The organism is Prevotella sp. HMSC077E09 (assembly GCF_001814685.1).
Lineage (GTDB): Bacteria > Bacteroidota > Bacteroidia > Bacteroidales > Bacteroidaceae > Prevotella > Prevotella oris.
This window is the reverse complement of the sequence record NZ_KV817585.1, coordinates 1-23,814: the sequence shown is the minus strand read 5'-3', so window position 1 is coordinate 23,814 and position 23,814 is coordinate 1. Positions and strand designations below refer to the sequence as shown.

20 protein-coding genes are annotated in these 23,814 nt (G+C 43.4%); 6 read left to right on the top strand and 14 right to left on the bottom strand.

Annotated elements, in window-relative coordinates; genetic code table 11:
- The first annotated feature begins 603 nt into the window (after nt 1–603).
- The 3 genes from rsmI to HMPREF2983_RS11030 all read left to right on the top strand — a co-directional run bounded on the left by rsmI (nt 604) and on the right by HMPREF2983_RS11030 (nt 2,815).
- Nucleotides 604–1,314 (top strand): 16S rRNA (cytidine(1402)-2'-O)-methyltransferase, encoded by a 711-nt coding sequence (rsmI, locus tag HMPREF2983_RS11040; protein WP_070668395.1) that lies wholly within the window; start codon nt 604–606, stop codon nt 1,312–1,314.
- A 6-nt stretch (nt 1,315–1,320) separates the two neighbouring features.
- Nucleotides 1,321–2,175 carry a Cbp1 family collagen-binding glycoprotein adhesin gene (locus HMPREF2983_RS11035; RefSeq protein WP_004371522.1) on the top strand — a complete coding sequence of 285 codons (855 nt, stop codon included), beginning with the start codon at nt 1,321–1,323 and terminating at the stop codon, nt 2,173–2,175.
- 64 nt (nt 2,176–2,239) lie between these two features.
- Nucleotides 2,240–2,815, top strand: a complete 576-nt coding sequence (locus HMPREF2983_RS11030; RefSeq protein ID WP_004377206.1) for a manganese efflux pump MntP — start codon at nt 2,240–2,242, stop codon at nt 2,813–2,815.
- 2 nt (nt 2,816–2,817) lie between these two features.
- Here HMPREF2983_RS11030 and HMPREF2983_RS11025 read toward each other — a convergent pair whose 3' ends face one another.
- The 3 genes from HMPREF2983_RS11025 to HMPREF2983_RS11015 are packed head-to-tail and all read right to left on the bottom strand — an operon-like array spanning nt 2,818 to nt 5,041.
- The gene (locus HMPREF2983_RS11025) at nt 2,818–3,237 is read right to left on the bottom strand and encodes a hypothetical protein (RefSeq protein WP_070668393.1); all 420 of its coding nucleotides are present in this window, start codon (nt 3,235–3,237) and stop codon (nt 2,818–2,820) included.
- Nucleotides 3,238–3,254: 17 nt separating this feature from the next.
- Nucleotides 3,255–4,475, bottom strand: a complete 1,221-nt coding sequence (locus HMPREF2983_RS11020; protein WP_070668390.1) for an outer membrane beta-barrel protein — start codon at nt 4,473–4,475, stop codon at nt 3,255–3,257.
- The gene (locus tag HMPREF2983_RS11015; RefSeq protein WP_070668387.1) at nt 4,460–5,041 is read right to left on the bottom strand and encodes an RNA polymerase sigma factor; all 582 of its coding nucleotides are present in this window, start codon (nt 5,039–5,041) and stop codon (nt 4,460–4,462) included. The genes HMPREF2983_RS11020 and HMPREF2983_RS11015 overlap by 16 nt, the downstream gene beginning before the upstream one ends.
- Nucleotides 5,042–5,253: 212 nt before the next feature.
- Here HMPREF2983_RS11015 and HMPREF2983_RS11010 point away from each other — a divergent pair, with 212 nt between their 5' ends.
- Nucleotides 5,254–5,892, top strand: coding sequence for a DUF4840 domain-containing protein (locus tag HMPREF2983_RS11010; RefSeq protein ID WP_070668384.1), 639 nt, complete (start codon nt 5,254–5,256; stop codon nt 5,890–5,892).
- 685 nt (nt 5,893–6,577) lie between these two features.
- On the opposite strand, the gene HMPREF2983_RS11005 is transcribed toward HMPREF2983_RS11010, so the two are convergent.
- Entirely contained in the window at nt 6,578–7,102 is a 525-nt protein-coding gene (locus tag HMPREF2983_RS11005) for an outer membrane beta-barrel protein (RefSeq protein ID WP_070668381.1), read from the bottom strand.
- A gap of 269 nt (nt 7,103–7,371) precedes the next feature.
- Between HMPREF2983_RS11005 and HMPREF2983_RS14430 the strand changes: the two genes are divergently transcribed.
- Nucleotides 7,372–7,500, top strand: a complete 129-nt coding sequence (locus HMPREF2983_RS14430) for a hypothetical protein (protein ID WP_256374463.1) — start codon at nt 7,372–7,374, stop codon at nt 7,498–7,500.
- Nucleotides 7,501–8,022: 522 nt separating this feature from the next.
- Complete coding sequence (locus HMPREF2983_RS11000; protein WP_070668378.1) at nt 8,023–10,500, top strand: bifunctional UDP-N-acetylmuramoyl-tripeptide:D-alanyl-D-alanine ligase/alanine racemase; 2,478 nt, start codon at nt 8,023–8,025, stop codon at nt 10,498–10,500.
- Nucleotides 10,501–11,272: 772 nt separating this feature from the next.
- On the opposite strand, the gene rodA is transcribed toward HMPREF2983_RS11000, so the two are convergent.
- The 10 genes from rodA to HMPREF2983_RS10950 all read right to left on the bottom strand — a co-directional run bounded on the left by rodA (nt 11,273) and on the right by HMPREF2983_RS10950 (nt 23,451).
- Entirely contained in the window at nt 11,273–12,745 is a 1,473-nt protein-coding gene (gene rodA, locus HMPREF2983_RS10995; RefSeq protein ID WP_070668375.1) for a rod shape-determining protein RodA, read from the bottom strand.
- Nucleotides 12,726–14,576: a penicillin-binding protein 2 gene (gene mrdA, locus HMPREF2983_RS10990; RefSeq protein ID WP_070668372.1), complete on the bottom strand. Its 1,851-nt coding sequence runs from the start codon at nt 14,574–14,576 to the stop codon at nt 12,726–12,728. Before mrdA ends, rodA begins: the two co-directional genes overlap by 20 nt.
- Nucleotides 14,577–14,630: 54 nt before the next feature.
- A complete protein-coding gene (mreD, locus tag HMPREF2983_RS10985; RefSeq protein ID WP_070668369.1) occupies nt 14,631–15,131 on the bottom strand; it encodes a rod shape-determining protein MreD in 501 nt (166 codons plus the stop codon).
- 24 nt (nt 15,132–15,155) lie between these two features.
- Entirely contained in the window at nt 15,156–16,031 is an 876-nt protein-coding gene (mreC, locus tag HMPREF2983_RS10980) for a rod shape-determining protein MreC (protein WP_070668365.1), read from the bottom strand.
- A 70-nt stretch (nt 16,032–16,101) separates the two neighbouring features.
- A complete protein-coding gene (locus HMPREF2983_RS10975) occupies nt 16,102–17,124 on the bottom strand; it encodes a rod shape-determining protein (protein WP_004371553.1) in 1,023 nt (340 codons plus the stop codon).
- A gap of 10 nt (nt 17,125–17,134) precedes the next feature.
- On the bottom strand, nt 17,135–17,728 hold the full coding sequence (locus tag HMPREF2983_RS10970; RefSeq protein ID WP_070668363.1) for an IMP cyclohydrolase: 594 nt from the start codon (nt 17,726–17,728) through the stop codon (nt 17,135–17,137).
- A gap of 86 nt (nt 17,729–17,814) precedes the next feature.
- The gene (locus HMPREF2983_RS10965; RefSeq protein WP_018919613.1) at nt 17,815–19,194 is read right to left on the bottom strand and encodes an NAD(P)-dependent oxidoreductase; all 1,380 of its coding nucleotides are present in this window, start codon (nt 19,192–19,194) and stop codon (nt 17,815–17,817) included.
- Nucleotides 19,195–19,454: 260 nt separating this feature from the next.
- Complete coding sequence (locus tag HMPREF2983_RS10960; protein WP_004371557.1) at nt 19,455–20,327, bottom strand: sigma-70 family RNA polymerase sigma factor; 873 nt, start codon at nt 20,325–20,327, stop codon at nt 19,455–19,457.
- Nucleotides 20,328–20,560: 233 nt separating this feature from the next.
- Nucleotides 20,561–22,066, bottom strand: coding sequence for an MBOAT family O-acyltransferase (locus tag HMPREF2983_RS10955; protein ID WP_070668360.1), 1,506 nt, complete (start codon nt 22,064–22,066; stop codon nt 20,561–20,563).
- Complete coding sequence (locus HMPREF2983_RS10950; RefSeq protein ID WP_070668357.1) at nt 22,063–23,451, bottom strand: SGNH/GDSL hydrolase family protein; 1,389 nt, start codon at nt 23,449–23,451, stop codon at nt 22,063–22,065. Before HMPREF2983_RS10950 ends, HMPREF2983_RS10955 begins: the two co-directional genes overlap by 4 nt.
- Nucleotides 23,452–23,814 lie beyond the last annotated feature (363 nt).

Genomic DNA, 23,814 nt, shown 5'->3' with positions numbered 1-23,814 from the left:
CTGTCGCATTTACTAATTTAAACTGCATTTCAGAAGACTACCAAACAGAGAAAAACAGACGAGAAAACAGGAGTTATTTTGCTTTTTCAAAGTTCTTTGTGTGCAATTTCATTCATGAAGCGTTGTAATTTGACGCATATCACAACGCTGTTTGACTCAAAATGCGCGATAATTTGAGGCAGTTTACAGGCTGATTTGACGCAAATTGCATGGTTTTTCAGTGTGATTTTATCTTATATTCTGCCTTTGATTTCATAACAATTTGATAGTCAGCATGTTGCAAAGTGCTTAAAAACAGCACATATTTGGAGCGAGGAAGCTTCTCATGCTGAATACGCTGACTATGCGAGGACTATTGTAAACATCCTTGAAAAATATTAACCTATTTTTCGTTTGCTGCCATTATGCAGAATACTTTGTATTTAAGGGTGATGCCAAATCGCCCTGAAAGGGATGGAATTATGGTGCAGAGGAACTGCTATAGGTTAGGACGTATGAAAAGAAACATATGTTATCACTTGTTATTTCAGGTTTTAAAAATTGCAAAGAAACTACATGATATTTTGCATATCATGAATAATTGTTTATATTTGTGACTTGAATATGGGAACATTATACATTGTGCCGACTCCTGTGGGCAATATGGAGGACATGACGTTACGCGCCATTCGGGTGTTGAAAGAGGCCGATTTGGTGTTGGCTGAAGACACGCGAACGTCGGGTATTCTGTTCAAACACTTCGACATCAAGAACCATTTGATGGCCCATCATAAATTCAATGAGCATGGCACTGCTACCGGAATCGTGGAGCGTTTGAAGGCAGGACAGACCATAGCTCTTGTCAGTGACGCCGGCACTCCGGGTATAAGCGACCCCGGTTTCTACCTTGCGCGTGAGGCAGCTCATGCCGGAATAACGGTTCAGACACTGCCCGGTGCAACGGCATTCGTGCCGGCTTTGGTGTCTTCGGGACTTCCCTGCGACCGCTTCTGCTTTGAAGGTTTCCTGCCACAGAAGAAGGGTCGGCAGACACATCTGCTCTCCTTGCAGGACGAAACGCGCACAATGGTGTTCTATGAGTCGCCATATCGGTTGCTGAAAACACTGCAACAGTTTGCCGATGTGTTTGGAGAAGACCGCCAAGTGAGTGTAGCGCGAGAGATTTCCAAGCTGTATGAGGAGCACGTTCGTGGCACATTGCAGGAGGTTATCGCCCATTTTACAGAGAAAGATCCGCGAGGAGAGATTGTAATCATACTCGCAGGACATAGTATAAAGAAAGGTAAAGATAAGAAACTAAAATTAGAGGAGTGAAAAACTATGAAGAAATTGCTTTTCGTTTCAGTCGGAATGTTATTGCTGGCTGTTACAAGTTGTAATCAGAACAAGTCGAAAGACAACGTCGCAGGCACCGAACAGAATGACTCTCTGCAGCAGATACTTGCACAGAAAGATACTGAAATCAACGACATGATGGGCCTGATGAACGAGGTTCAAGAGGGTTTTCGTCAGATTAATGAGGCCGAGAACCGTGTTACTATCGCTAAAGATGGTGAGGGAGCTAACAAGAAACAGGTGCTCAGAGATAACGTTAAGTTCATCGCCGAGCGTATGCAGAAGAACCGTGAACTCATTGCTAAGCTGCGTCAGCAGTTAGCAAGTAGCTCGCTGAAAGGCAGTCAACTCAAGTCAACTATTGACAACTTGGTGAAGCAGTTGGATGAGAAAGACCAACAATTGCGCCAGTTACGTGCCGAACTTGATGCCAAAGACATTCACATCGGGGAGCTTGATGAAACGATTAACAACCTGAATACCAATGTGAGTCACCTCACAACGGAGAGTGCACAGAAGACAGAAACGATTAATGTACAGGACAAACAGCTCAACACTGCATGGTATGTGTTTGGCACAAAGAAAGAACTGAAGGATCAACGCATTATCGATGAGGGTAAAGTTCTGCAGGGAAACTTCAATAAGAACTACTTTACCAAGATTGATATCCGCGTGGATAAGGTGATCAAACTTTATTCTAAGTCGGCTCGTCTGTTGACACTTCACCCTGCAAGCAGCTACACATTGACGCGTGATGCCAATAAGGAATATGTGCTTACGATAACAAATCCGCAGATATTCTGGAGCACAAGCAAGTATCTTGTAGTTCAGGTTAGGTAAGAAAATAAATCAAATAATACTCCCCTTCGTGTCAAGAGAGGGGAGTTTTTTTGTATATATACAGATGAATCAGCTTGATATTTGGTTCCTTGCAGTGGCTTTAGCCATGGATTGTTTTACGGTTTCGATTGCCGGTGGCATTATCATCAAGCGCATGGTTTGGCCCATAACGTTGCGCATGGCCTTGCTTTTCGGACTCTTTCAAGCCGCTATGCCACTGCTTGGATGGCTCGGGATAAGCACCTTCTCCCGTTATCTTGAAGAGGTTGACCATTGGATAGCCTTTGGTCTTTTAACTTTCTTGGGAGGGCGAATGATACGCGATGCGTTTCTTCCTGCCGAAAACCACTCGCTGAATCCCTGTAAACTGAAGACCCAACTGCTGTTGGCTTTGGCCACAAGTATTGATGCCTTGGCCATTGGAATATCGTTTGCCTGCATGGGCTTCCGCCATATATCAATGCTCATGTCTCCTCTTGTCATCATCGGCCTTGTGTCATTTCTGCTTGCCATTGTCGGCATGTTGCTTGGTGTCAAGTTTGGAAAACCGATTGAACGACGCTTGAAACCGGAGCTTTTAGGGGGCATCATATTAATAATAATAGGTGTGAAAGTCTTGCTTTCACACCTATTTGAATGACTTTACTCTTTGAGTTCTTTGTCCATATACTGTCTGTCAACGATGAGAAGGGAGAAAGGTTGCATCGTATAAGACTGCTTCTCGCCACGCTGAATATTGTATTTCACGTGAAGTGTGTTGTCTTCTTCTGTCACTGAAACAGGGTCAATGCGGGTCAAAGTGTCTGTTTCCGGCAGTATTTTTGCAATGAGAAACTGCTTCTTGAAGTCTATTTCAGTCGGTTGTCCGTCCTTTCTCATGGTGGCTGCCATACCGAAATACTTACCGAGTTCCTGTTCTGTTGTTATCTTTAATAACCCGGAATATGGTGAATTATTAACGAAGAAGTAGTTCTTAGCCACTTGATATTTCACCGCTTTCTGACTGCTTGTGCAGCCTATCAACAGACAGACGGCACACAATAACATCATAATTTTCTTCATAATTTTCTTTATTTTGATTATTTAATCCTTATTCCTAATTGCAATTGGAAGCCTGTTGGACGATGCTTGTAGCTGTTTTCAACATCGCTGCCGTTATTGAAGTAATGGCTCACTCCAGGTTCTGCATAGAGTCCAATCCGATCAGTAAGCTGATATTGCAAGCCGACAGCGCCATTGACTGACCACTGTAAGCGCGATTCCTTAATACGAAGGGTCTCGCTCTTTGGGGGTTCCTGCATTGTAGTCTGTGGCTCACGAAGTTGTCCGCTGACGAGTTTCTCGACCTCACCACCTGCTGTTGCGTAGACATGGAGCCGCTTATATTGCCACAACCTATAGCTTGCAGCCAATGGAATACCGACATAATGCAGGCGTTGCAGACCGTCTTTGCCATCCGATAAGTTAGCGTTTGAGATGCTTGCCGACAGGTAACTGTAGGTCAATCCGGTATGGATAGTCCAGTTTCGGCTTATCTGATATCCCACAGAAAGACCTATCTTGACGGGCAATCGATGGTGATATTGCTGTGGCAAATAGCCCGGAGCACTGTATATCTGCTTGCCTTGTTCATCTTCATTCAGCATTGCTTGCCTAAATGATACACTATGAAATCCATTGTTTGAAACTCCGTTCGACAAGCCTTTGCCACCCATATAAACGCCTAATGAAAGGCGTTGAGGAGCGAAAGATACAAGGTTTCCTTCAAGTGCGGCTATGACTTTATCATTCTGTTGACTTGATATTATGGGACGTTTTCTTGGTTTTGTCTCTGTTGTATCAGTGTTTGTCGTAGACGGTTGCACTTGTATAGGAGTCTGTACCGTGGCAGACGCTGCCGTAATCTCCTGCTTTTGACGGTCCGATTGCCTTGTTCCGGAGAGACCGACAGCCCATGATGCAAGCTTTTGTTGCACTATCTGCCGTTGTGTTTCCACTGTTTTATTCTTGTATGCAACCTGTTTTCCTACGTGGTTCGCCTGTTGATGAGCGATGACAGCAGTCATTTCGGGCGCTGAATTGCGTAACCACCACACGGCAGTTCCTGCAATCAGGCCACCAATACAGGCTGCTGCAATCCACCATTTGCGAAGCGTTGCTGTTGGGCGAGAGGCAGAAGATGTGGTCGAAGCAAGGCCACGGCGCAGCATCTCGGCCTTGATATCGCCGAGCAAGCCCTTTGGAGGCTCCTGCTGATGCCTCTCAAAGCGTTTCCTAATGTCGTTTATCCAATTCTCCATACCGTCTTTTCTTCTTGTCGTTGGTGTGATTTTATCATATGAGCCAACATCACCTTGGCCTTGTGAAGCTGTGAGGCTGAGGTGTCAGGCTTGATATTCAGCAGTTCAGCTATTTGCTGATGACTCATTCCTTCGATGACATATAGGTTGAATACTGTGCGATATCCCGTGGGCAACTGCCTTATCATAGCTGTTATTTCGTCGGTAGAAAGCGTGTTTACTTCTGGCTCCTCATCGATCGTTTCAGGCAAATCCCTGTCGGTTGTCATCACACCTTCCTTTGCCTGTTGACGCAGAAAAAGCAGTGCTTCGTTAATAACAATGCGCGTTGCCCAGGCTTTCAGCGATCCTTTTCCACGATAGGTGAACGTGTTTCCCTTGTTGAACATCTTGATGAAAGCCTCTTGCAAGACATCTTTCATGTCATCGTTCTGCGGGATATAACGCGCACAAACCGCCGTAAGAAAAGGCGCATACTCGGCATATAACAAGTCAATGGCAGTGGCTTCGCCCCTGCTTAACTTGTGAACTATGGTCAGTTCCTTGTCTGTGGTGAATAGTTTCATGCCGCGCTTGGATATCCTCTTATGGTTTTAAAAACGTCATTCTACGTTTTTTCTTATACCATTTACTCTCCTCATTTTATTTGTTAAACACAAAGTTAAGACAGTCTTGCCTATATTTCTTGATTTTAACAATTATTTAATGTCATATCAGGCAAGTTTTCTTCTTCATTGACATTTAGGGGGTAGATAAACCAAAATAAACCTTATATAAAATGGAACAGAAAACAAACAAAATGTATCTATGGCTGTTAGGATGCCTGACAGTGCTCGGTTTAACCTTTACTGCTTGTGAACCAGGTGGTGGCAATGACAACAGTCTTACCCGTGAACAGCAACAGCAGGCCTATCAACAGGTGAGGGGATCTTATGCAGGTAAGACCTATTATCAGCGTTGGAGTGCCACTGACAAGAAGTATGTGAGTGATTCGTCTGACGTGAAATGGGAGATATTGACCGACAGTACGCTGACCATAAAGAACTTCCCGATGAGCCTTTTTGCCGATTATGTGAACGACAATGCACTGAAAGAAGCGTTGAAATCAGCCCCAAATCAGGACATCACATGCTTCACAGGCTATTATAATCTCAGTCCGGTAGGCTTTCTGTTGAACCCTAAAACAGCCGTATTTGAACTCAATTATAATAAAGGAAGCCATAAAATCAGTATCGCTTTTGCTGGGAACAGCAATTATTCCTTTGGCTTTTCAAAGGTCAAGTCGGTTGTAGCTATGCAGATTATAGCACTCTCTTTGCAGGTAGATGCCATGTCAGAAAACAAGCTTAAAGGTAATGTGGGCTTTATTTTCCGTGGAAAAACCGGTGTGGCTCCAACTCCGTCGCCCCGCAAGTAGCACCAACACATAACTCTTTATATCGCCAATCGTCCGTGTAAGTATGCTTCATATGCTTATACGGACGTTTTTCTTTAGGGGGAATGAGATAGTAGATTACAGCTGATATGTAAAGAAAATTGGTGTAAAAACATGCACTTTAAAAGTTGCAATCTAAGGAAAAAGAAGATGAGAAACAGCAAGTTTTCTTTCTTCTTGACGGCTTTGATTTCTCTTTTTCCTTTCCTTGAGTTCCTGTTTTGCGTCAAATCAGCCTGTAATCTGCATCATCTTGTTGTGTATTTCAAGCCACTTGGCATGCTCATTTGATGCAGATGACCATGTGATTTGACGCAAATCACAACTTTTGTTTACGTTGAAATGTGGAATAAAGTGTTGTGTTTTCTATAAGCATTTGATAATCAGTTGGTTGTTAAGGTGGCTCAAAACTCGCGTATTTCTGACCGCCGATGTTTTATTTTAGAACAGGGGTCTTCTTGCGAAAGCATTTGTAAAGATAAATCATGTGAGGCATAACATGGCCTCACTCTTATTCTCTTGCGAGAGATAAAGCCTTGAAAGCTTAACTTTTCTATTGTGTGTGTTGTGCTCTTCAATATTCAGTAAGCACGTGGTGTAAAAAGAAAACAGCCGACTCCATGAGGGAATCGGCTGTTTTGTTTCGTGGGTTATAGCCCCTTTCAACTTAGAAGTTGTAGTACAGGCTGAACGTGATGTCGTTGCCATCGAGGTCAAGACCGTATCTGCTTGTCTTCAAATTGCTGTTGTTGTCCTTGCTCTGTGACCAGCCAAGGAAACCTACATGAGAAACAAACGAAAGTTTCTTTGTGAGGTTTACTGCAACACCTGGACGTGCACCTACAGCCCAAAGGTCAGCATCATAGCCCTGGTTGTAAGTGTGCTTGTAGCCAAAACCGCCATCAACGAATAGGTTGACATACTTTGTATGAACGAAAGTGAAGCGTGCATATGGGTTGACTTCAAGTGTCTTTGTACCGCCCTTGCTTGCGCCTTCCCAGCCAAATGCAACACCGGCAGCCCAATTTTCGTTGAAGTTGTAACCTACTTCAGGGATGAATTTGTAGGTTGTTACAGTGGTGTTACCATTGTCTACACCGTTAATGCCAAAGCCACCACCTACATAAACCTGTGCATTAGCGCTCATTGCAACAGCAAATGCTGCTACTAAAGTCATTAAAAACTTTTTCATAATTACTCTCTTTTTGTTTGTTTATAACTCTTTTACGAGTGCAAAGGTAAATAAGTTTCAATTTGATTTCCAAAAGATTTAAGTTAAAAAAGCTGTAGAAAAGTATATTTCTCATAACAGATTGTCGTGTTTCTGCCATTTTCAAAGGGTTGTCCTTATTATATAATGTATTATCAGAAAACAGGTGTTGTCAGTAGTTTTGATATTTGTTTCTGCTTCTGAACTTGTATGTGGTATGTTGAAACAGTCCGAAACAAACAATCTTTTGTATGCCATTGAACTATAATGTCCCGGGAAGTGGCAGTAATCGAGTGGGCAGTGAAAGGACAATAAAGTATGAGTTGGCTTCCATGTCGGGTCTTCATCAAACAGGATTGATATTGAACCGTGATTTGTAAACAAACGTAAAGGAAAGTCACTTCTTTCCTGTTGTTTGTTGATATAAATCAAAACGTCAGCAAATTAGTGCAAAAAAGGATGAAATTATTTGGTGTGTTCGTGCACAATTACTACTTTTGTATTGTCAATAGGACGTTAGGTAATAGATTGTTTAGGTTTAACATATAGATTTAGGTTTAGTTGTTTAGGTTTAAAGATTAGTTAGATTTTCATAGGATTAGTTTTTAGGTAAAAAGAACTTTGAGGGATAACACGAGCGAAAGCGTCGCTCATTTTATTAGAAATAATATGAAGTTATTTAATAATAAGAACAGCGTTGGAGTGATTCAACGCTGTTCTTGTTTGTTTGCTTCAGTCTTATGGAAGAATGGGTGCATGGCAGTTGGTTGGCTTTCTTGCTTGGATGAGTATGTTTTTCATGCTGTATGATTTTTCAAGATGTATTTGATTTCACTGCTTTTTATTTTGATATGTCAGTGGTTTGCTGTAAATTTGTAGTCAAATATAACATATCATACACGATGACATATACTATTGAAAAGGTTACCACACTGATAGGTGCGCGTCGTTTTGGTGCGAGTGATGCCAAGATTGGTTTTGTTTTAACAGACAGTCGCTCGCTTTGTTTCCCCGAAGAGACATTGTTCTTTGCTCTCAAGTCTGGCCGTAATGATGGCCATTACTATATTCCCGAGCTTTATCGTCGTGGGGTCAGAAACTTTGTTGTGACTGAAGTTCCGGCCGATTATGCCACAGAATACGCTGAAGCTAACTTCTTGAAGGTGGTTAATTCGCTTGAAGCTTTGCAGCGTTTAGCCGAGCGTCATCGTGATGAATTCAATATTCCGATTGTTGGAATCACGGGAAGTAACGGTAAAACAATGGTCAAAGAGTGGCTTAATCAGTTGCTATGTGATGATATGTTTATCACGCGTTCGCCTCGCAGTTACAATTCACAGGTGGGCGTTCCGCTAAGTGTTTGGCTGCTGAATGAGCACACCCAAGTGGGTATTTTCGAAGCAGGCATCAGTCAACCTGGTGAGATGTTGGCGCTGCGTGATATCATTCAGCCGACGATTGCCGTGCTGACGAACCTCGGAGATGCCCATCAAGAGAACTTCATCAGCAAGGAAATGAAGTGCAAGGAAAAGCTTATTCTGTTTCATGATGCCAAGACTGTGGTCTACAATGGTGACGATCCAATCGTCAATGGCTGTGTAAATGAGCTTGAAGATTTTAAGGGTGAGCGCCTGTTTTGGTCGCTGAAAGACAAGCGTGCACCTTTCTTTATCAAGTCGGTTGAAAAGAAAGAGACCGCAACTACAGTCACCTATATATATAAAGGTAATGAAAGTTGGTATTCATTGCCGTTTATCGATGACGCCTCTGTTACCAATTCCTTTGCTTGTGCAGCTGTAGCGCTGACCTTAGGTGTCGGGGTTGACGTACTCGATGAACGCATGCAGCAGCTTGAACCGATAGCCATGCGCCTTGAAGTAAAGCAGGGACAGCATGGTTGTACGCTCATTAACGACAGCTATAACTCGGATATCAACTCGCTTGACATCGCACTTGACTTCATGAACCGCCGTCCCGACCATCAAGGACGCCGTCATACGCTTATCCTCAGTGACATCTATCAGAGCGGAATGACCACCGATGAACTCTATCAAGAGGTAGGAATGCTCTGTCAACAGCGTGGTGTTGAGAAGTTCATCGGTGTAGGAAAAGACCTTCAATCTCATGCCCATTGCATTGGTGTGAAAGCGAAATATTTCTTTGAAAGCGTAGAAGAACTGATAGACAGTGATGTTTTCAAGCAACTTCACGACGAAGTAATTCTCATCAAAGGGGCACGCCGTTTCGGTTTCGATCAACTGACAGAACTGCTTGTTCAGAAAGTACATGAGACCACATTAGAGGTAAATCTCAATGCCGTTGTAAAGAACTTGAACCACTATCGCTCGTTCATGAAGCCACATACCAAGTTGGTCTGCATGATCAAAGCAGATGCTTACGGGGCCGGGAGCGTTGAGATTGCCAAGACACTACAGGATCATCGCGTGGATTATCTTGCTGTTGCAGTGGCTGATGAGGGTGTAACGCTGCGCAAGAACGGCATCACCAGCAACATCATGATTATGAATCCGGAGATGACCGCCTTTAAGACGATGTTCGATTATGACCTCGAACCCGAGGTTTACTCTTTCAGATTGCTTGATGCTTTGGTGAAAGAAGCGGAGAAAGAAGGCGTTACCGGTTTCCCCGTTCATATCAAACTCGATACCGGTATGCATCGTCTTGGCTTTGATCCGCACAAGGATATGGACGAGCTTATCAGGCGTCTGAAACGTCAGAATGCCATCATTCCACGTTCTGTGTTCAGCCATTTCGTGGGTGCAGACAGTGATGATTTCGACACATTCAGCGCCCAACAGTTTGAACTTTTCAAGCTTGGGGCAGATAAACTTCAAGCCGCTTTCGACCACAAGATACTCTTCCACATGGACAACAGTGCCGGTATTGAGCACTTCCCCGACCGTCAAATGGACATGTGTCGCTTGGGATTGGGGCTTTATGGCATTAATTCGCGCAACAATAAGATTATCAATAACGTCAGCACCTTAAAGACTACAATCCTCCAGATACATCAACTTCCGGCAGGTGAAAGCATCGGTTACAGCCGAAAGACCTATCTTGAGCGTGACAGTTTGATTGCCGCTATCCCTATAGGTTATGCAGATGGTCTTGACAGACGGCTCAGCAACCGCCGTGGTTACTGTCTTGTCAATGGGCAGAAAGCCGAATATGTGGGTAATATCTGTATGGATGTAGCGATGATTGACGTTACAGATATCGACTGTAAAGAGGGAGACAGCGTTGAAATCTTCGGCGATCATCTGCCTGTTACAGTGCTGAGTGATGCCATTGATACTATTCCTTACGAGGTACTTACAGGTATCAGCAACCGTGTGAAGCGTGTCTATTTCCAGGATTAAGATTTATATTAGCTTGGTTCCAAAACCATCAAGCGCAATCTACGCTGTAAAATTGGCATGCTAAATGGCGTTGGAACGCTGCTTGCGGATAGTGGATGAGTCTTTCTGTTGGCTTTGTTCTTCCTGCAATATGGTTCGTATTGCCCGTTATTAATAAGCTGAATTGGCAAAAAGGAAAGTCAACAGCGCAGTTGGAATAAGATGAAAGACAGGGAAAGATGTGTCTGATAGTCTTGTATTTTGTAAGGAAACTTAACCAAAAAACAGCCCTTTTCAAAGTGAACAAATAGGAGATGAAAGGCTGTTTCAGGGCGTTTTTCGTGGTGATTTTGGTTGATTTGGAAAGCGTTTTGAATGGTGTTGTCTTGCAATCAGCGTCATCTTACCATGCAACTTGACGCTAATTACACTGTAACTTGAGTCACTTTATATCGTAAAATGACTTTAGTTGTGAGGTTATTCAATACAAATTGCAATGCCATCTAAATGGGACCTTATCTTATATTATCCAGAATTGAGATATCAGATGAACGAAGCTACATGTCAAAGGGATAGAAACAGGGACGTCAAGGTCATAAAATGGCTTTATACTGACAGTAAAGACAGGTTTTCATTTCTATTTGGTCTGCCCTGGAAATGTTAAAAACCTGCTAACAATCTTTACAAAATCAAGAGCTCTTGTGTAGTGAAATATCATCAAACTAAAGTTTCGCAGAAACCTGACAAAGAATTATCCCACGCTATACAACAACCAAATTGCAAAACAATTCCCCTATTCTATGCGCACAAGATTTCTTCCTGCATCTATGCGAAGGAAGATAAACAGCAAGAAAGTAAAGCCCCATAGCGAAGAACCTCCATAGCTGAAGAATGGCAATGGAATGCCAATCACAGGTGTAAGTCCAAGTACCATGCCCACATTGATAAACACATGGAAGAGGAATATGCTTAATACGCAATAGCCATAGATGCGCCCAAAGGCGAAAGGTTGTCGTTCGGCAAGATGAATAAGACGCAGAATAAGCAGCAGAAAGAGAATGAGTACGCCTGCCGAACCGAAGAACCCCTCTTCTTCTCCAACCGTACAGAAGATGAAATCGGTATCTTGTTCGGGGACAAACTTCAACTTCGTCTGCGTTCCATTAAGGAAACCTTTGCCTCGCAAGCCACCCGATCCAATGGCAATCTCACTCTGATGAACGTTATACCCCGCACCACTGAGGTCGTCATCAAGGCCCAACAAGACATTGATACGCACGCGCTGATGAGGTTCGAGCACATTGTTGAGCACATAATCGGCCGAATAGAAGAAAGCTATCGACCCTATTGCAAAGGCCAAAATAAAGAAATAATTAGACAAACGCGTGCGTAGCCACTCCACCAAGAGATAACCTACGATGATAACAGTGATCAGCAACTGTACCCAAATAATGTTGAACGGTATCACATAAAGCGAGAAAAGCAGCGCCAACAACGTTGCTCCAAAGCTGCCACCGAGCATATACCACATCAGTTTCTTATTGCGACAATAGACGTTGACCATTACAGATGTAAACGTCTGAATAAGCAAAATGACGACAAAAACGCCTAAGGAGGTTGGTGTTTGCAACAAAGAAACGCCTTCAAACTTGATGCCCACAACGAAATAAACCACCATGGCCACACCCGTAAACAGAATGCTTCCAGGCATTCCCTCACGATAGAACATCAGGAAGAACGACAGATAAACCAACGCCGACCCCGTCTCTTTCTGGGCCACAATGAAAAGCATGGGCAACAAGACAACGCCACATGCCGCAACGAAATCTTTCCAATGGTGGATGTTAAAGCCGTAAGAACCCATCAATTTGGCTACAGCGAGGGCGGTAGCAAACTTTGCAAACTCTGCCGGTTGCAGTCGGAGTGGACCTAAGACAAGCCATGAACGCGAACCTTTTATCTCATGTGGATTGAAGATTGTAAGGAAAAGCAGTAACAATAATATTGCATAGATGACATAGGAAAACGTATCATAGAAGCGGTCGTCAAGCAAAAGCAGCACCAAGCCCAAGAACAATGATGTGCCAATCCAGACTATCTGCATGCCTGAACGAGTGGAAAGGCTGAATATATCGGTGTCACCGTAGGTGTAACTTGCACCGCAAACACTCACCCAACCAAAGACAAGGAGGGCTATATAGATGCCTACCGTCCACCAATCAAGCGAACGAAGCACACTGGGTTGTTTATCTGTTGTTCGAACCATAAGCTATTCTGCGATTCTGTAAGGCCGTGGCCATGCGCTCAGCCGACGGTGAAAGTTTACCTGTCATATATTGTTCGAAGAGCACTCCGGCTATTGGTACAGCAAAATCAGCACCAAATCCACCATTCTCTACATAGACCGCAATGGCTATCTTAGGATTATCCATTGGTGCAAATCCCATGAAAACCGAGTGGTCTTGACCGCGGTTCTGTGCCGTTCCGGTCTTTCCGCAGACCGTGAACGGCAGATGTCCGAGCGCCTTACAGGTTCCCTTCAAAGCTGAGGAGCGCATACCTGCAACCACAGCTGAGTAAGAACGTACACTGGCCATCGTGCGATGACGGTGCGTGAAGGCTGTATCGAGTGGCAATCCCTGCACCTTTCGCACCACATGAGGCGTGTAAAAATAACCTCGGTTGGCAATGGTGGCTCCAAGATTTGCTATTTGAAGCGGTGTAAGATTAACTTCTCCCTGTCCGATAGCAATGCTGATAACCGTCAATCCATTCCATGATTTATGGTAAGCTCGGTCATAAAACGAGGCATTCGGTATCAAGCCACGCTTCTCACCAGGCAGATCAATACCCAATTTATAGCCAAATCCCATGCTCACCATATAGTCACGCCAACGATCCATGGCTTTCTGTACGTTGCCATATTTACGTCGATTGCCCAGCATATAATAGAGTCCCCAGCAGAAATAACCGTTGCAAGACGTGCTGATGGCCTCAATGAGGTTCAGAGGTGACGTATGTCCGTGGCAACCTACATGCAAACCACGGTATGAAAAGCCATGATGACAAGGAAACATCGTGTTGGGTGTGATGATACCCTCTGTCTGATAGGTCAGCGCTTGCGTTGTCTTGAAGGTTGATCCCGGCGGATATTGTCCCATGATAGAACGGTTGAGGAGCGGTTTCCATACATTGCGCGAGAGGGCTGCATGTGCCTTGCTGCGCTGTCGGCCGACAAGATTACGAGGATCGTATGTCGGCGATGAGACCATTGCCAATACCTCACCGGTTGCCGGTTCAATAGCAACGATGCTACCAATCTTGCCTTGCAGCATACGCTCGCCCAATGCCTGAAGCTTCACATCAATACTCAATGTGAGGTCGCGCCCAGCAACAGGCCGTCGATCGAACTTCCCATTATGATAGCTTCCTTGTATTCTTCCATGGGCATCACGCAGCATAATCTGCACACCTTTCTCGCCCCGAAGTTCCTTTTCATAATATTTTTCAACACCGAGTTTGCCTATATAGTCACCAGGTTGATAATAATTGTCTTCTTCTATGTCGGAAACGGAAACCTCACCGATGTCGCCCAGAACATGAGCTGCATAGGGATAGGTGTATTGCCGAATACTTCTTCTCTGCACATAAAAGCCTGGGAAACGAAACATTTTCTCTCGAAATACGCTGAACTCCCTGTCGGAAAGCTGCGTCATGAAAAGCTGTTCGGTAAATCTGCTGTAGCCAGGATTCTTGCTACGGTCCTTGATATCATCCATCCGTTTGACGAAATATTCCTTGCTGATACCAAGTGCATTGCAGAGTTCGAGCGTATCAATATGGCCTTTTGCCTCGTTCATGACAACCATAATATCATAAGAAGGCTGGTTATAAACCATCAGTTTGCCATTTCGATCGTAAATAGCGCCACGCGAAGGATAATCGATTTTCTTGAGAAAAGCATTACTATCGGCATTCTTCTTGAAGTCATCGCTAAGTAATTGAATTGTGAAAAGCCGGATGATATAGACCAGCACAATGGCTAAAGCTACACCACCAATTACAAAACGTCTATTTTCAAGATTATAAGATTTCACCTATAATAATCGTTTTTTGTTATAAACCAGCAGACAATCTCTAACTCTCTACACCTATCTTGAACGGAAATTATCAAGTGTCAAAATAAGAATGACAGTGATTATCATGCTTCCCGCAATGCTTTCGAGCCACTGTATCCAATTGAAAAAATTGAAAGTTTCAAGTGTAAAGAACAGTATGCAATAAACAAGTACCATGACAACGGTGTAGTAAAAGAACCTACCTAAACCTAAAGAACGCATTGATGGCTGCAAATCATCCGCGCTATCGTGCTGCATGAACAAATTCAAAACGAACGGCTGGATAAGTCCGAGAAACGTGAGTGACGCCATGGAAACCCCTGGAGTGTTGGAGAACATGTCAACCAAAAAGCCCATGATAAAGCATGAAACCAAAGCTGCCCAGCGTGGAATGTCACGTGGGAAGAGCAGCACTACATAGATATAAAGCAAAGGTGTGGCGCAGTTGAACAGATGGATATGGTTGAACACCAACACCTGAACAAGCAAAAGAACCGCAAAGAGCAATGCTCCTCTTAATATCTGTATATTCATGTTCTTTGTCTCCTACCTTTTAATTTAGTTTGCTTTCCCCGCTTCTTTCATTCGGATAGAGTCTTCTGCAGCACGCATAACCTCTATTTGCTCCGACAAAGCCGTATTATCTACGACACAGACATCACGTAACCTACCGAAATCTGTAGATAGTTTCACACGTAAACGATAAGACATTTGATCGGCAGAATTATACACATGCAATATCTTTCCAACCATAATACCAGCTGGGAAAACTGAGGAATAACCACTGGTTACGACATTTTCATAGAGTTTGAAATGTGCATGGCGTGGCACATCGTCAACATAAGCCTCTGAAATATCACCACCTGTCCAATGCAGATAACCAAAATAACCACGTCCCTGAATGACACAGCTGATGTTAGACTGAGAGTTAAGGACAGGAATAACTATGGAATAATGGGCAGACGTAAGATAGACTATGCCGACAACACCTGTGCCACAAACTACTCCCATGTCTTTTTTAATGCCGTCAGCTTCGCCTTTATCGATAGTCAGAAGATTGTCTTTTCTTCCCCATTTCATATTGACAACCTGGGCCGGAATCAATCGATAAGGCTGCAAACTCTTGAGCAACAGACTGTTTTCCATTGTTGAATCTGCAACAGAATCACTCTTCTCTTTCTCCAATTTACAGAGTCTTTGCTCTAAATATAAATTGCGTTGGGTAAGTTCTGTATTGATTTTAGACAGTTGAAAATAGGATTCTACCGCTGAAGTTGTCTCATAGAGTTTTCCCGCTACGGCGTTGGCCGATGAAAACCATACACTTCCTTGATAGCTGTTGAATTGGAAAAGCAGAACAAAACTCACCGCCTCCAAGACAAAAAACAGGAACCAATAGCTGTATTTTACGAGAAAATCTAAAAGATTACGCATAAACTGAATTTATCATGAAATATTAGGTGTTGACAATGAAAATTCATTCTGCCAACACCTAACATTTAATTTATCTCATCAAGAACGAGAATCGGTCAATGTTCTTGAGGGCAATACCTGCTCCCTTTGCCACACTATGCAACGGGTCTTCAGCAATATGGAACGGGATATTAATCTTATCGGTCAGACGTTTATCAAGACCACGCAGTAAAGCTCCACCGCCACTGAGATAAATACCGTTCCTCACGATATCCGCATAAAGCTCGGGTGGCGTATTCTCGAGTGCTGAAAGAACCGCATTTTCAATTTTTGCCACAGTCTTATCAAGACAATGTGCAATCTCTTGATAGCACACAGGAACTTCCATTGGGAGTGCTGTAATACGGTTAGGCCCATGAACAATGAAATCCTCTGGGGCCTCATCACCAAGATCAGACAATGCAGAACCAACATGTATCTTAATCCTTTCTGCCATACGTTCACTCACTTTGACGTTATGCTGACGGCTCATATACTCTTGAATGTCAGCAGTAAGATCGTCACCTGCCGTACGAATGGAGTTATTACTAACGATACCACCCAACGAAATGACTGCAATTTCGGTGCTACCACCACCAATATCAACGATCATATTACCTTCCGGTGCCTCTACATCAATACCAATACCGATAGCAGCAGCCATAGGTTCGAAAATCAAATACACGTCACGACCGTCTGCATGCTCTGCACTGTCGCGCACAGCACGTAGTTCAACCTCTGTCGAACCAGAGGGAACACCAATCACCATGCGCAATGAAGGTGACCAAAGTCGTCTACCTGAATGCACCATTTTAATCAAGCCACGCATCATTTGCTCACAGGCCGTGAAGTCTGCAATAACACCATCGCGCAAAGGACGAATGGTTCTGATGTTATCGTGCGTCTTTTCATACATCATTTTTGCCTTTCCCCCCACGGCAATCATCTTGTCGGTGCGACGGTCAAGGGCAACAACGGACGGTTCATCAACTACAATCTTATCATCACTGATAATGATTGTATTGGCTGTACCAAGGTCCATCGCTATTTCTTGAATAAAAGAAAAAAATCCCATATTGTATCTATTATTTTACAAACCAATTGTGTATCGCTGTATCATAATGGCTACTTACACCGAAAGCACGTTCTGCAAACATCTTACGGTCTTCTATTTCAGTCTGTGCACCATTGTGTTTAAGCAACTCAAGCAGCACTCCATACTCCACCTTACTTGGAACAATGACAACATCCTTAAAGTTCTTTGCACCGGCACGGATTAATGAAATACCACCAATATCAATTTTTTCTATAATGTCTGCTTCAGCAGCTCCGCTTGCAACAGTCTGCTCAAAAGGATAGAGATCCACTATCACTAAATCAATAGAAGGTATCTCATATTCTGCCATTTGAGCTAAATCGCTCTCTTTGTCACGGCGAGCCAAGATACCACCGAACACTTTAGGATGGAGCGTTTTCACACGACCACCGAGAATTGAGGGATAAGTTGTAACGCTTTCTACTGTCTGACATTCGTAGCCTAAAGACTCTATGAACTTCTGAGTACCGCCTGTAGACAAGAACTTTACACCCTCTTCATGCAGTTTAGCAAGCAACTCCTCTAAACCATCTTTATGGAAGACCGAAATAAGAGCTGTCTTGATTTTTTTTGTTTCAGCCATTATAATTTTGAAATATATGATATATTTGGGAGCAAAGTTACTAAAAACTGATGACAGTATCCACTAAAACAACAAAAAATTGTATTTTATTTATCCACCGAATGTTGTTCTTCAACTTTTTTAGCAGCTTCAAGTAATTTAATAGCATCTACATATTGTGCCATGCCTTGCGCTACATCTTTCGCAGCCTTCATTGCCAAAACAACAGTCTGTGGACGATGAACGACATCGCCTCCTGCAAACACTCCACGACGCGTAGTCATACCATAAGGACGTTCAACTACTTTTACATAGCCTTTCTCGTCAACATCAATACCCTCGGTTGTACTTACAATTCGATTGGCCGGACGACTGCCAATAGCCAGATAAATACGGTCAAAATGCTCAACAACTTCACCTTCAGGCGTATTTAAACGACACGCTGCCAAACGCCCGTTATCACCTGCAATAAACTCTGCAACCGAGGTGTTCCATCGAAAGTTGACACCTTCATTGACCGCTTGGTCATATTCTGCCTTGATAGCAGGCATCTCTTCTTGAGTACGACGATACAGCACTGTGACATCAGCTCCAAAGCGAATAGCAGTGCGAGCAGCGTCCATTGCAACGTTGCCTCCACCAATAACCCCTACCTTTTCACCATCTTTCAATGGCACCATATCACGTCCCACAGCTCCTTCATTATAACTATTCACATTATGAAGGAAGTAAGTACTCTGACTAACCCCCCGTAACTGCGCTCCCGGTGTACTGTTCATATCCTGCGGTATTGCTGTTCCTGTGCCCATGAAAATAGCATCAAATCCTTGGCGAAACAGGCTGTCAACCGTCAAGCCATCTTTACCTACGAGTACATTACACACAAAGTTTACCCCCAAAGCCTCAATCTTCTGTATCTCGGCACGCACCACTTTCTTGGGCAATCGATATTCAGGAATACCGTACATCAGCACGCCCCCCGGTTCACTTTGCCCTTCATAAATAGTCACACTGAAGCCTTTACGCGCTAAATCACCAGCTACAGTCAATCCCGCAGGCCCCGAACCAATGACTGCAATCTTGCCTCTATCCTTCTGTGGAAGCCTTTCACGCGTCAAGTTCATCTTCGTATCAAAGTCTGCGATGAACTGTTCCAACTTTCCAATCTGTATCGGTGATCCCTTCTTATTCATCACACAATGACCCTGACACTGCTTTTCATGTGGACAGACACGCCCACAAATAGCCGGAAGATTACTTTTTTCATTGATAATGTGCATGGCATCGCCCATATTACCCATGCTCAATGCATGAATAAAACTCGGTATTTCATTCTCTATCGGACAGCCTTTCCTACACTGGGGTATCTTACATTGCAAGCATTTCTTCGCCTCAGCGATGGCCTCTCGCATGCTAAAGCCTTCATCAACAGCTTGAAATGAATTAATTTCTTCTACACTCATATTATCTTTTCTATTCGCTAACATGTTCATTTTGCAATCTTGAGTTTACAAAAATAAGCATTTAATTATAGAATAAGAGCAAAAGAATAGTTTACAGAAAAGATATTAACATTAATTAAATATAAAGCAAACTAAACTGCATACAAAATGAACTTAAGATACAACCCAATCAAAAAATACACATCACCAGTATCCCTTTCCACACATTCAAACAATTCTTATCCATCAACAAAAAGAGAGAAGCCGAAACTTCTCTCTTTATCTTATCTCTTTAAATTAATGACTTATCCCAGATATTTCATCAGAATCTTTGCATAACCACTATCTCGCAGCTTTGCAATACTTTTCTCACGAATTTGTCTAACACGCTCACGAGTCAGACCAAGTTGGTCTCCAATCTCCTCAAGTCCCTTCTCGTGGCAACCAATTCCAAAGCATTCACGGATGATAGTAATCTCGCGATCTTTCAAAACCTTACGCAAAACAGACTCCAATTCGAGTGCCATTGACTCATGATCTACCTGCTTGTCGGTGCGACTGTCTTCGCCTCCTGCCATGACATCAACCATACTATTGTCTTCACCCTCTTGAAAAGGAGCGTCAATACTCACATGATGACTATCGGCCATTAAGCTCTGATCTATCTTTTCTTCTTCAATTTTGGTAGCACTTGACAACTCTGCCAATGAAGGCTTACGCTGGAACTCCTGCTCAAACTTGTTAATTTCACGATTAATCTTATTGAGTGACCCCACCTGATTAAGCGGAAGACGCACAATGCGGCTTTGTTCGGCAATGGCTTGAAGAATACTTTGACGTATCCACCATACTGCATAAGAAATGAATTTGAAGCCACGGGTCTCATCAAACTTCTCTGCAGCCTTCACAAGACCAATGTTTCCTTCATCAATAAGATCGGTCAAGGAGAGTCCCTGATGCTGATATTGCTTGGCAACAGATACCACAAAACGAAGATTGGCAGTGACTAATTTCTCCTTTGCACGCTCACCATCACGACCACCTTTCTTGATTTTCTGTGCTAATTCGATTTCTTCGTCAATGGAAATCAACGGAGCACGACCAATCTCTACAAGGTACTTGTCCAAGGCTTCGCTTGAACGGTTCGTAATACTCTTCTGAATTTTTAGTTGTCTCATCCTTTTTACCTAATTCTTTTCTAACTTCCTGATAATCAACTTCACACTCTTTCGCCAACATACAAAAGGCCTGCAAAGGTACACATTATTATAATACAAAACAAGTTTTAATTCATAAAATTACAAACATTTACGTTATTCCAATATTAATTAACACGCAAGTTTCATCAATAAAACATCTTATTCGTGTCTTCAAAGGAAAGGGAATAAGCCTCAAAAGGTAACGAAAGACCTTAGAACTGGAAATAAATGAATGGCTGTATCGTTGAGCTTTTCACCTGAATAACGATATAGATAACGGCCGTTATCAGTAGCGCATAAACCACGACATTACAACGACGCAGACTGCCAATCATAGTTTCCTGCCAGCTATCAGGCAAGAAATGCGTGAGAAAACCAAAGGCCATGAAAGCCAACACATACTTATATCCGCTCACAATCTGCATCCAAAGTTCAGCATGGAAATTTGTGAATATCCGGGAAATCATTGCCCAACCCGCCTCAAATGAACTGTGACGGAAGAATATCCAGGTGAAACACACGAAATGAAACGTCAGCACAACGGCTACAAACTTCCTTAATCCATGCGACTGATAACCGCGTTCATGGTGCAGAATATCCTGACTGAAGAACTTATGAGCCGCTAAAGCCAAGCCATGCATACCGCCCCAGGCGATGAAATTAAGACTGGCACCATGCCAAAGTCCACCCAACAGCATCGTCACTATAAGATTGACATATTGCCTAAACTTACCCTTTCGGTTGCCACCCAATGAAATATAGATGTAATCGCGTATCCAACTCGACAGTGAGATGTGCCAACGCCGCCAGAAATCCGTGATACTTGTTGCCCGATAAGGAGCGTTGAAGTTGAGTGGGAAATGAAAACCCAGCAGCAAAGCAATGCCGATAGCCATGTCACTGTAACCGCTGAAATCACAGTATATCTGCATAGCGTAGCCATAAACTCCAAGCAAATTCTCCAAGCCACTATAGAGCATAGCATTGTCAAAAATGCGATCAACGAAGTTAAGACTGATATAATCGCTGATCACTGCTTTCTTGAACAGACCTATAATGATGAAATATACACCCCGTGCAAACATATCTTTCGTGATAATGACAGGCTTGCTGATCTGTGGGGCAAAGTCAGAAGCACGCACGATAGGGCCTGCCACCAACTGAGGAAAGAATGAAACATAGAATGCATAATCAAGAAGATGGGGCAAAGGTTTCAGCTTTCTGCGATAGACATCAATGGTATAACTCATGCTCTGGAAAGTAAAGAAACTGATTCCCACAGGTAGAAAGATGTCCCAAGGCTGGAAGTTGTGACCTATCATCTGACTAATCATACCGGCAAAGAAGTTGGTATATTTGAAATAACCCAACAAACCCAAGTCTATCAACAGGCTCAAAGCCACCAACCACTTGCGCTGTCGGTCAATACCTTTCCTCATTTCGGCAGTCGACACCTGTTCATCAAGCCTATGAATACGGCGAGCTATGAAGAAATCACTCACCGTTACAACTGCCAACAAGAAGAAATACAGCCCGCTGCTCTTGTAATAAAAGTAATAAGAAAAAAGCGTCACAAAGAGCAGCCGAGGCCGCAATTGATGACGAAGCAGCATATATACAAATGAAAATCCCAAAAAGAGAATAAGGAACAACCCACTCGAAAAGATGAGAGGTTCCTTGGGATTATAGGTCAGAAGACTGATGAGTCGCTGTATCATTGTTGTTCCAAAGCCTTACGGCGCTTATAATTTTCAAATCCTGCAATAAAAGAGGGGAACACTTTTCGGGCTATCTGTCTGCCACCTCCAAAGCTCAAATGTGTGTAATCCTTATTAGCGAGATTACGATCTACAAGCTTTTTCATGCTGCTTTCACCGCCCATGGCCTGATACAAATTGTAGAAAGCCACATGACTGTCGGCAGCCAGTTGCGCCTGCAGACCTACAAGGTCTTTCACCTCCTTAAGTGTCGTGATGCCATCTGCCGAACGTTGGTCACGATCGGGCACGCTCACAACCAACAAACTCGCCTCCGGATTGGCCGCACGGATATTTTCAATCGCCTTTCTCATACGCTTTATATACATCTTCAACAATGGAACCGTATTGCCCTTAATAGCTTCATTGAGTCCGAAATGCACGATGATGAGGTCGTAGGGGCGCAAATGTGCAAAGTCAGACAATGTTTTCTGGGGGATACTTCCCAACTGAACACCCGACGAACCACGCATAGACAAGTTGTCAAGAATAACTCCTTTTCCTGATTCCAAAGCTATTCCAAAGAGCGTTGTTTGGGGAGATACCTGTGTGAAACGATAGCTCACAGCTCCCATTTCGCCCTTTGTGGTCAACATCTGCACGCCATCAGATGCACGAGTCTGATATCTATAAGCGGGCATATTGCCTGCCTCGACATTGATTTCTATAGCTTGTGGTGTACGGAAAAACAGATTAGCATGCTGCCAACTGCCCACATGAGGCTGAGATTTTGAGCCACGAGCCGTGACCGATGCACCTTCTGAAGGCACAAAATAGCGTTGCGAAAAGCCTTGCCGACCTTTATCAAATGGCTTCTTCACTGTGGCAAATCCTGCAACTCCATTAGATTTCAGATTGACAGTACGGCGGACAACCGCCACAGGCATACTGCAATCAACCCATCCCACGCCTGAACCGCCAAAGCGATCTTGAAAGAGTGCACGCAAATCACCCGTCAGGATGTCACCCTCAATGAACGAATCTCCGAAATAAGCAATACGCACCGGTCGGTCAAGTTGCTTCAAACGGGCCAACTGAGCATAGAAGAAATCCATGCCACCTGCCTTTCCTTCCGAAAAATCGGATATCGGTTCAACGCCTTTGGGCCATTTTTCCTTGAACTCAACAACCTTTCCTTTCGCTGCAACGGCAATGACTGACTTCGGCGCTTTGGGCACAGGTATCACATCAACCACGCTCTCATGAACGTCAGGCTGTATCTGGCTAAGCAGGTTTACATGCCGAAGTTCCGTTCCACCGATGCTGACAGTGGGCAACTGATGCATGAGCAGAAGGAAAAAGACCACCAATCCTACCAAAGTAAAAGTCCTTACCGGCTGATCCATTACTATTTTTCTTTACCTTAAATAATCAAACTTATCATTTACAGATGAATACAATCCTTTGGCAATCCTGCCTCACAGGGCAAGCTGCATGCGTAAGATTACTTATCTTAGTGCTGCAAAAGACATGAAATAAGCTTTTCTGACGGCCGACAAAGGTAATCATAAAATCTGATAAAAGCATTCACTTTCTAAAGTTTTTTACAAGATGTCTGTTGGAAATCTGCCTTATATTTCACGAAATCCGTCAATTAACAAGCCCACCACTATACAGGAAAACAAATAACATTCAACACAGAATGTTCTATGATTTCTGTAAACAAAAAAGGCATTTTTTAACATTTGGTAGTTTCAACTACCAAATGC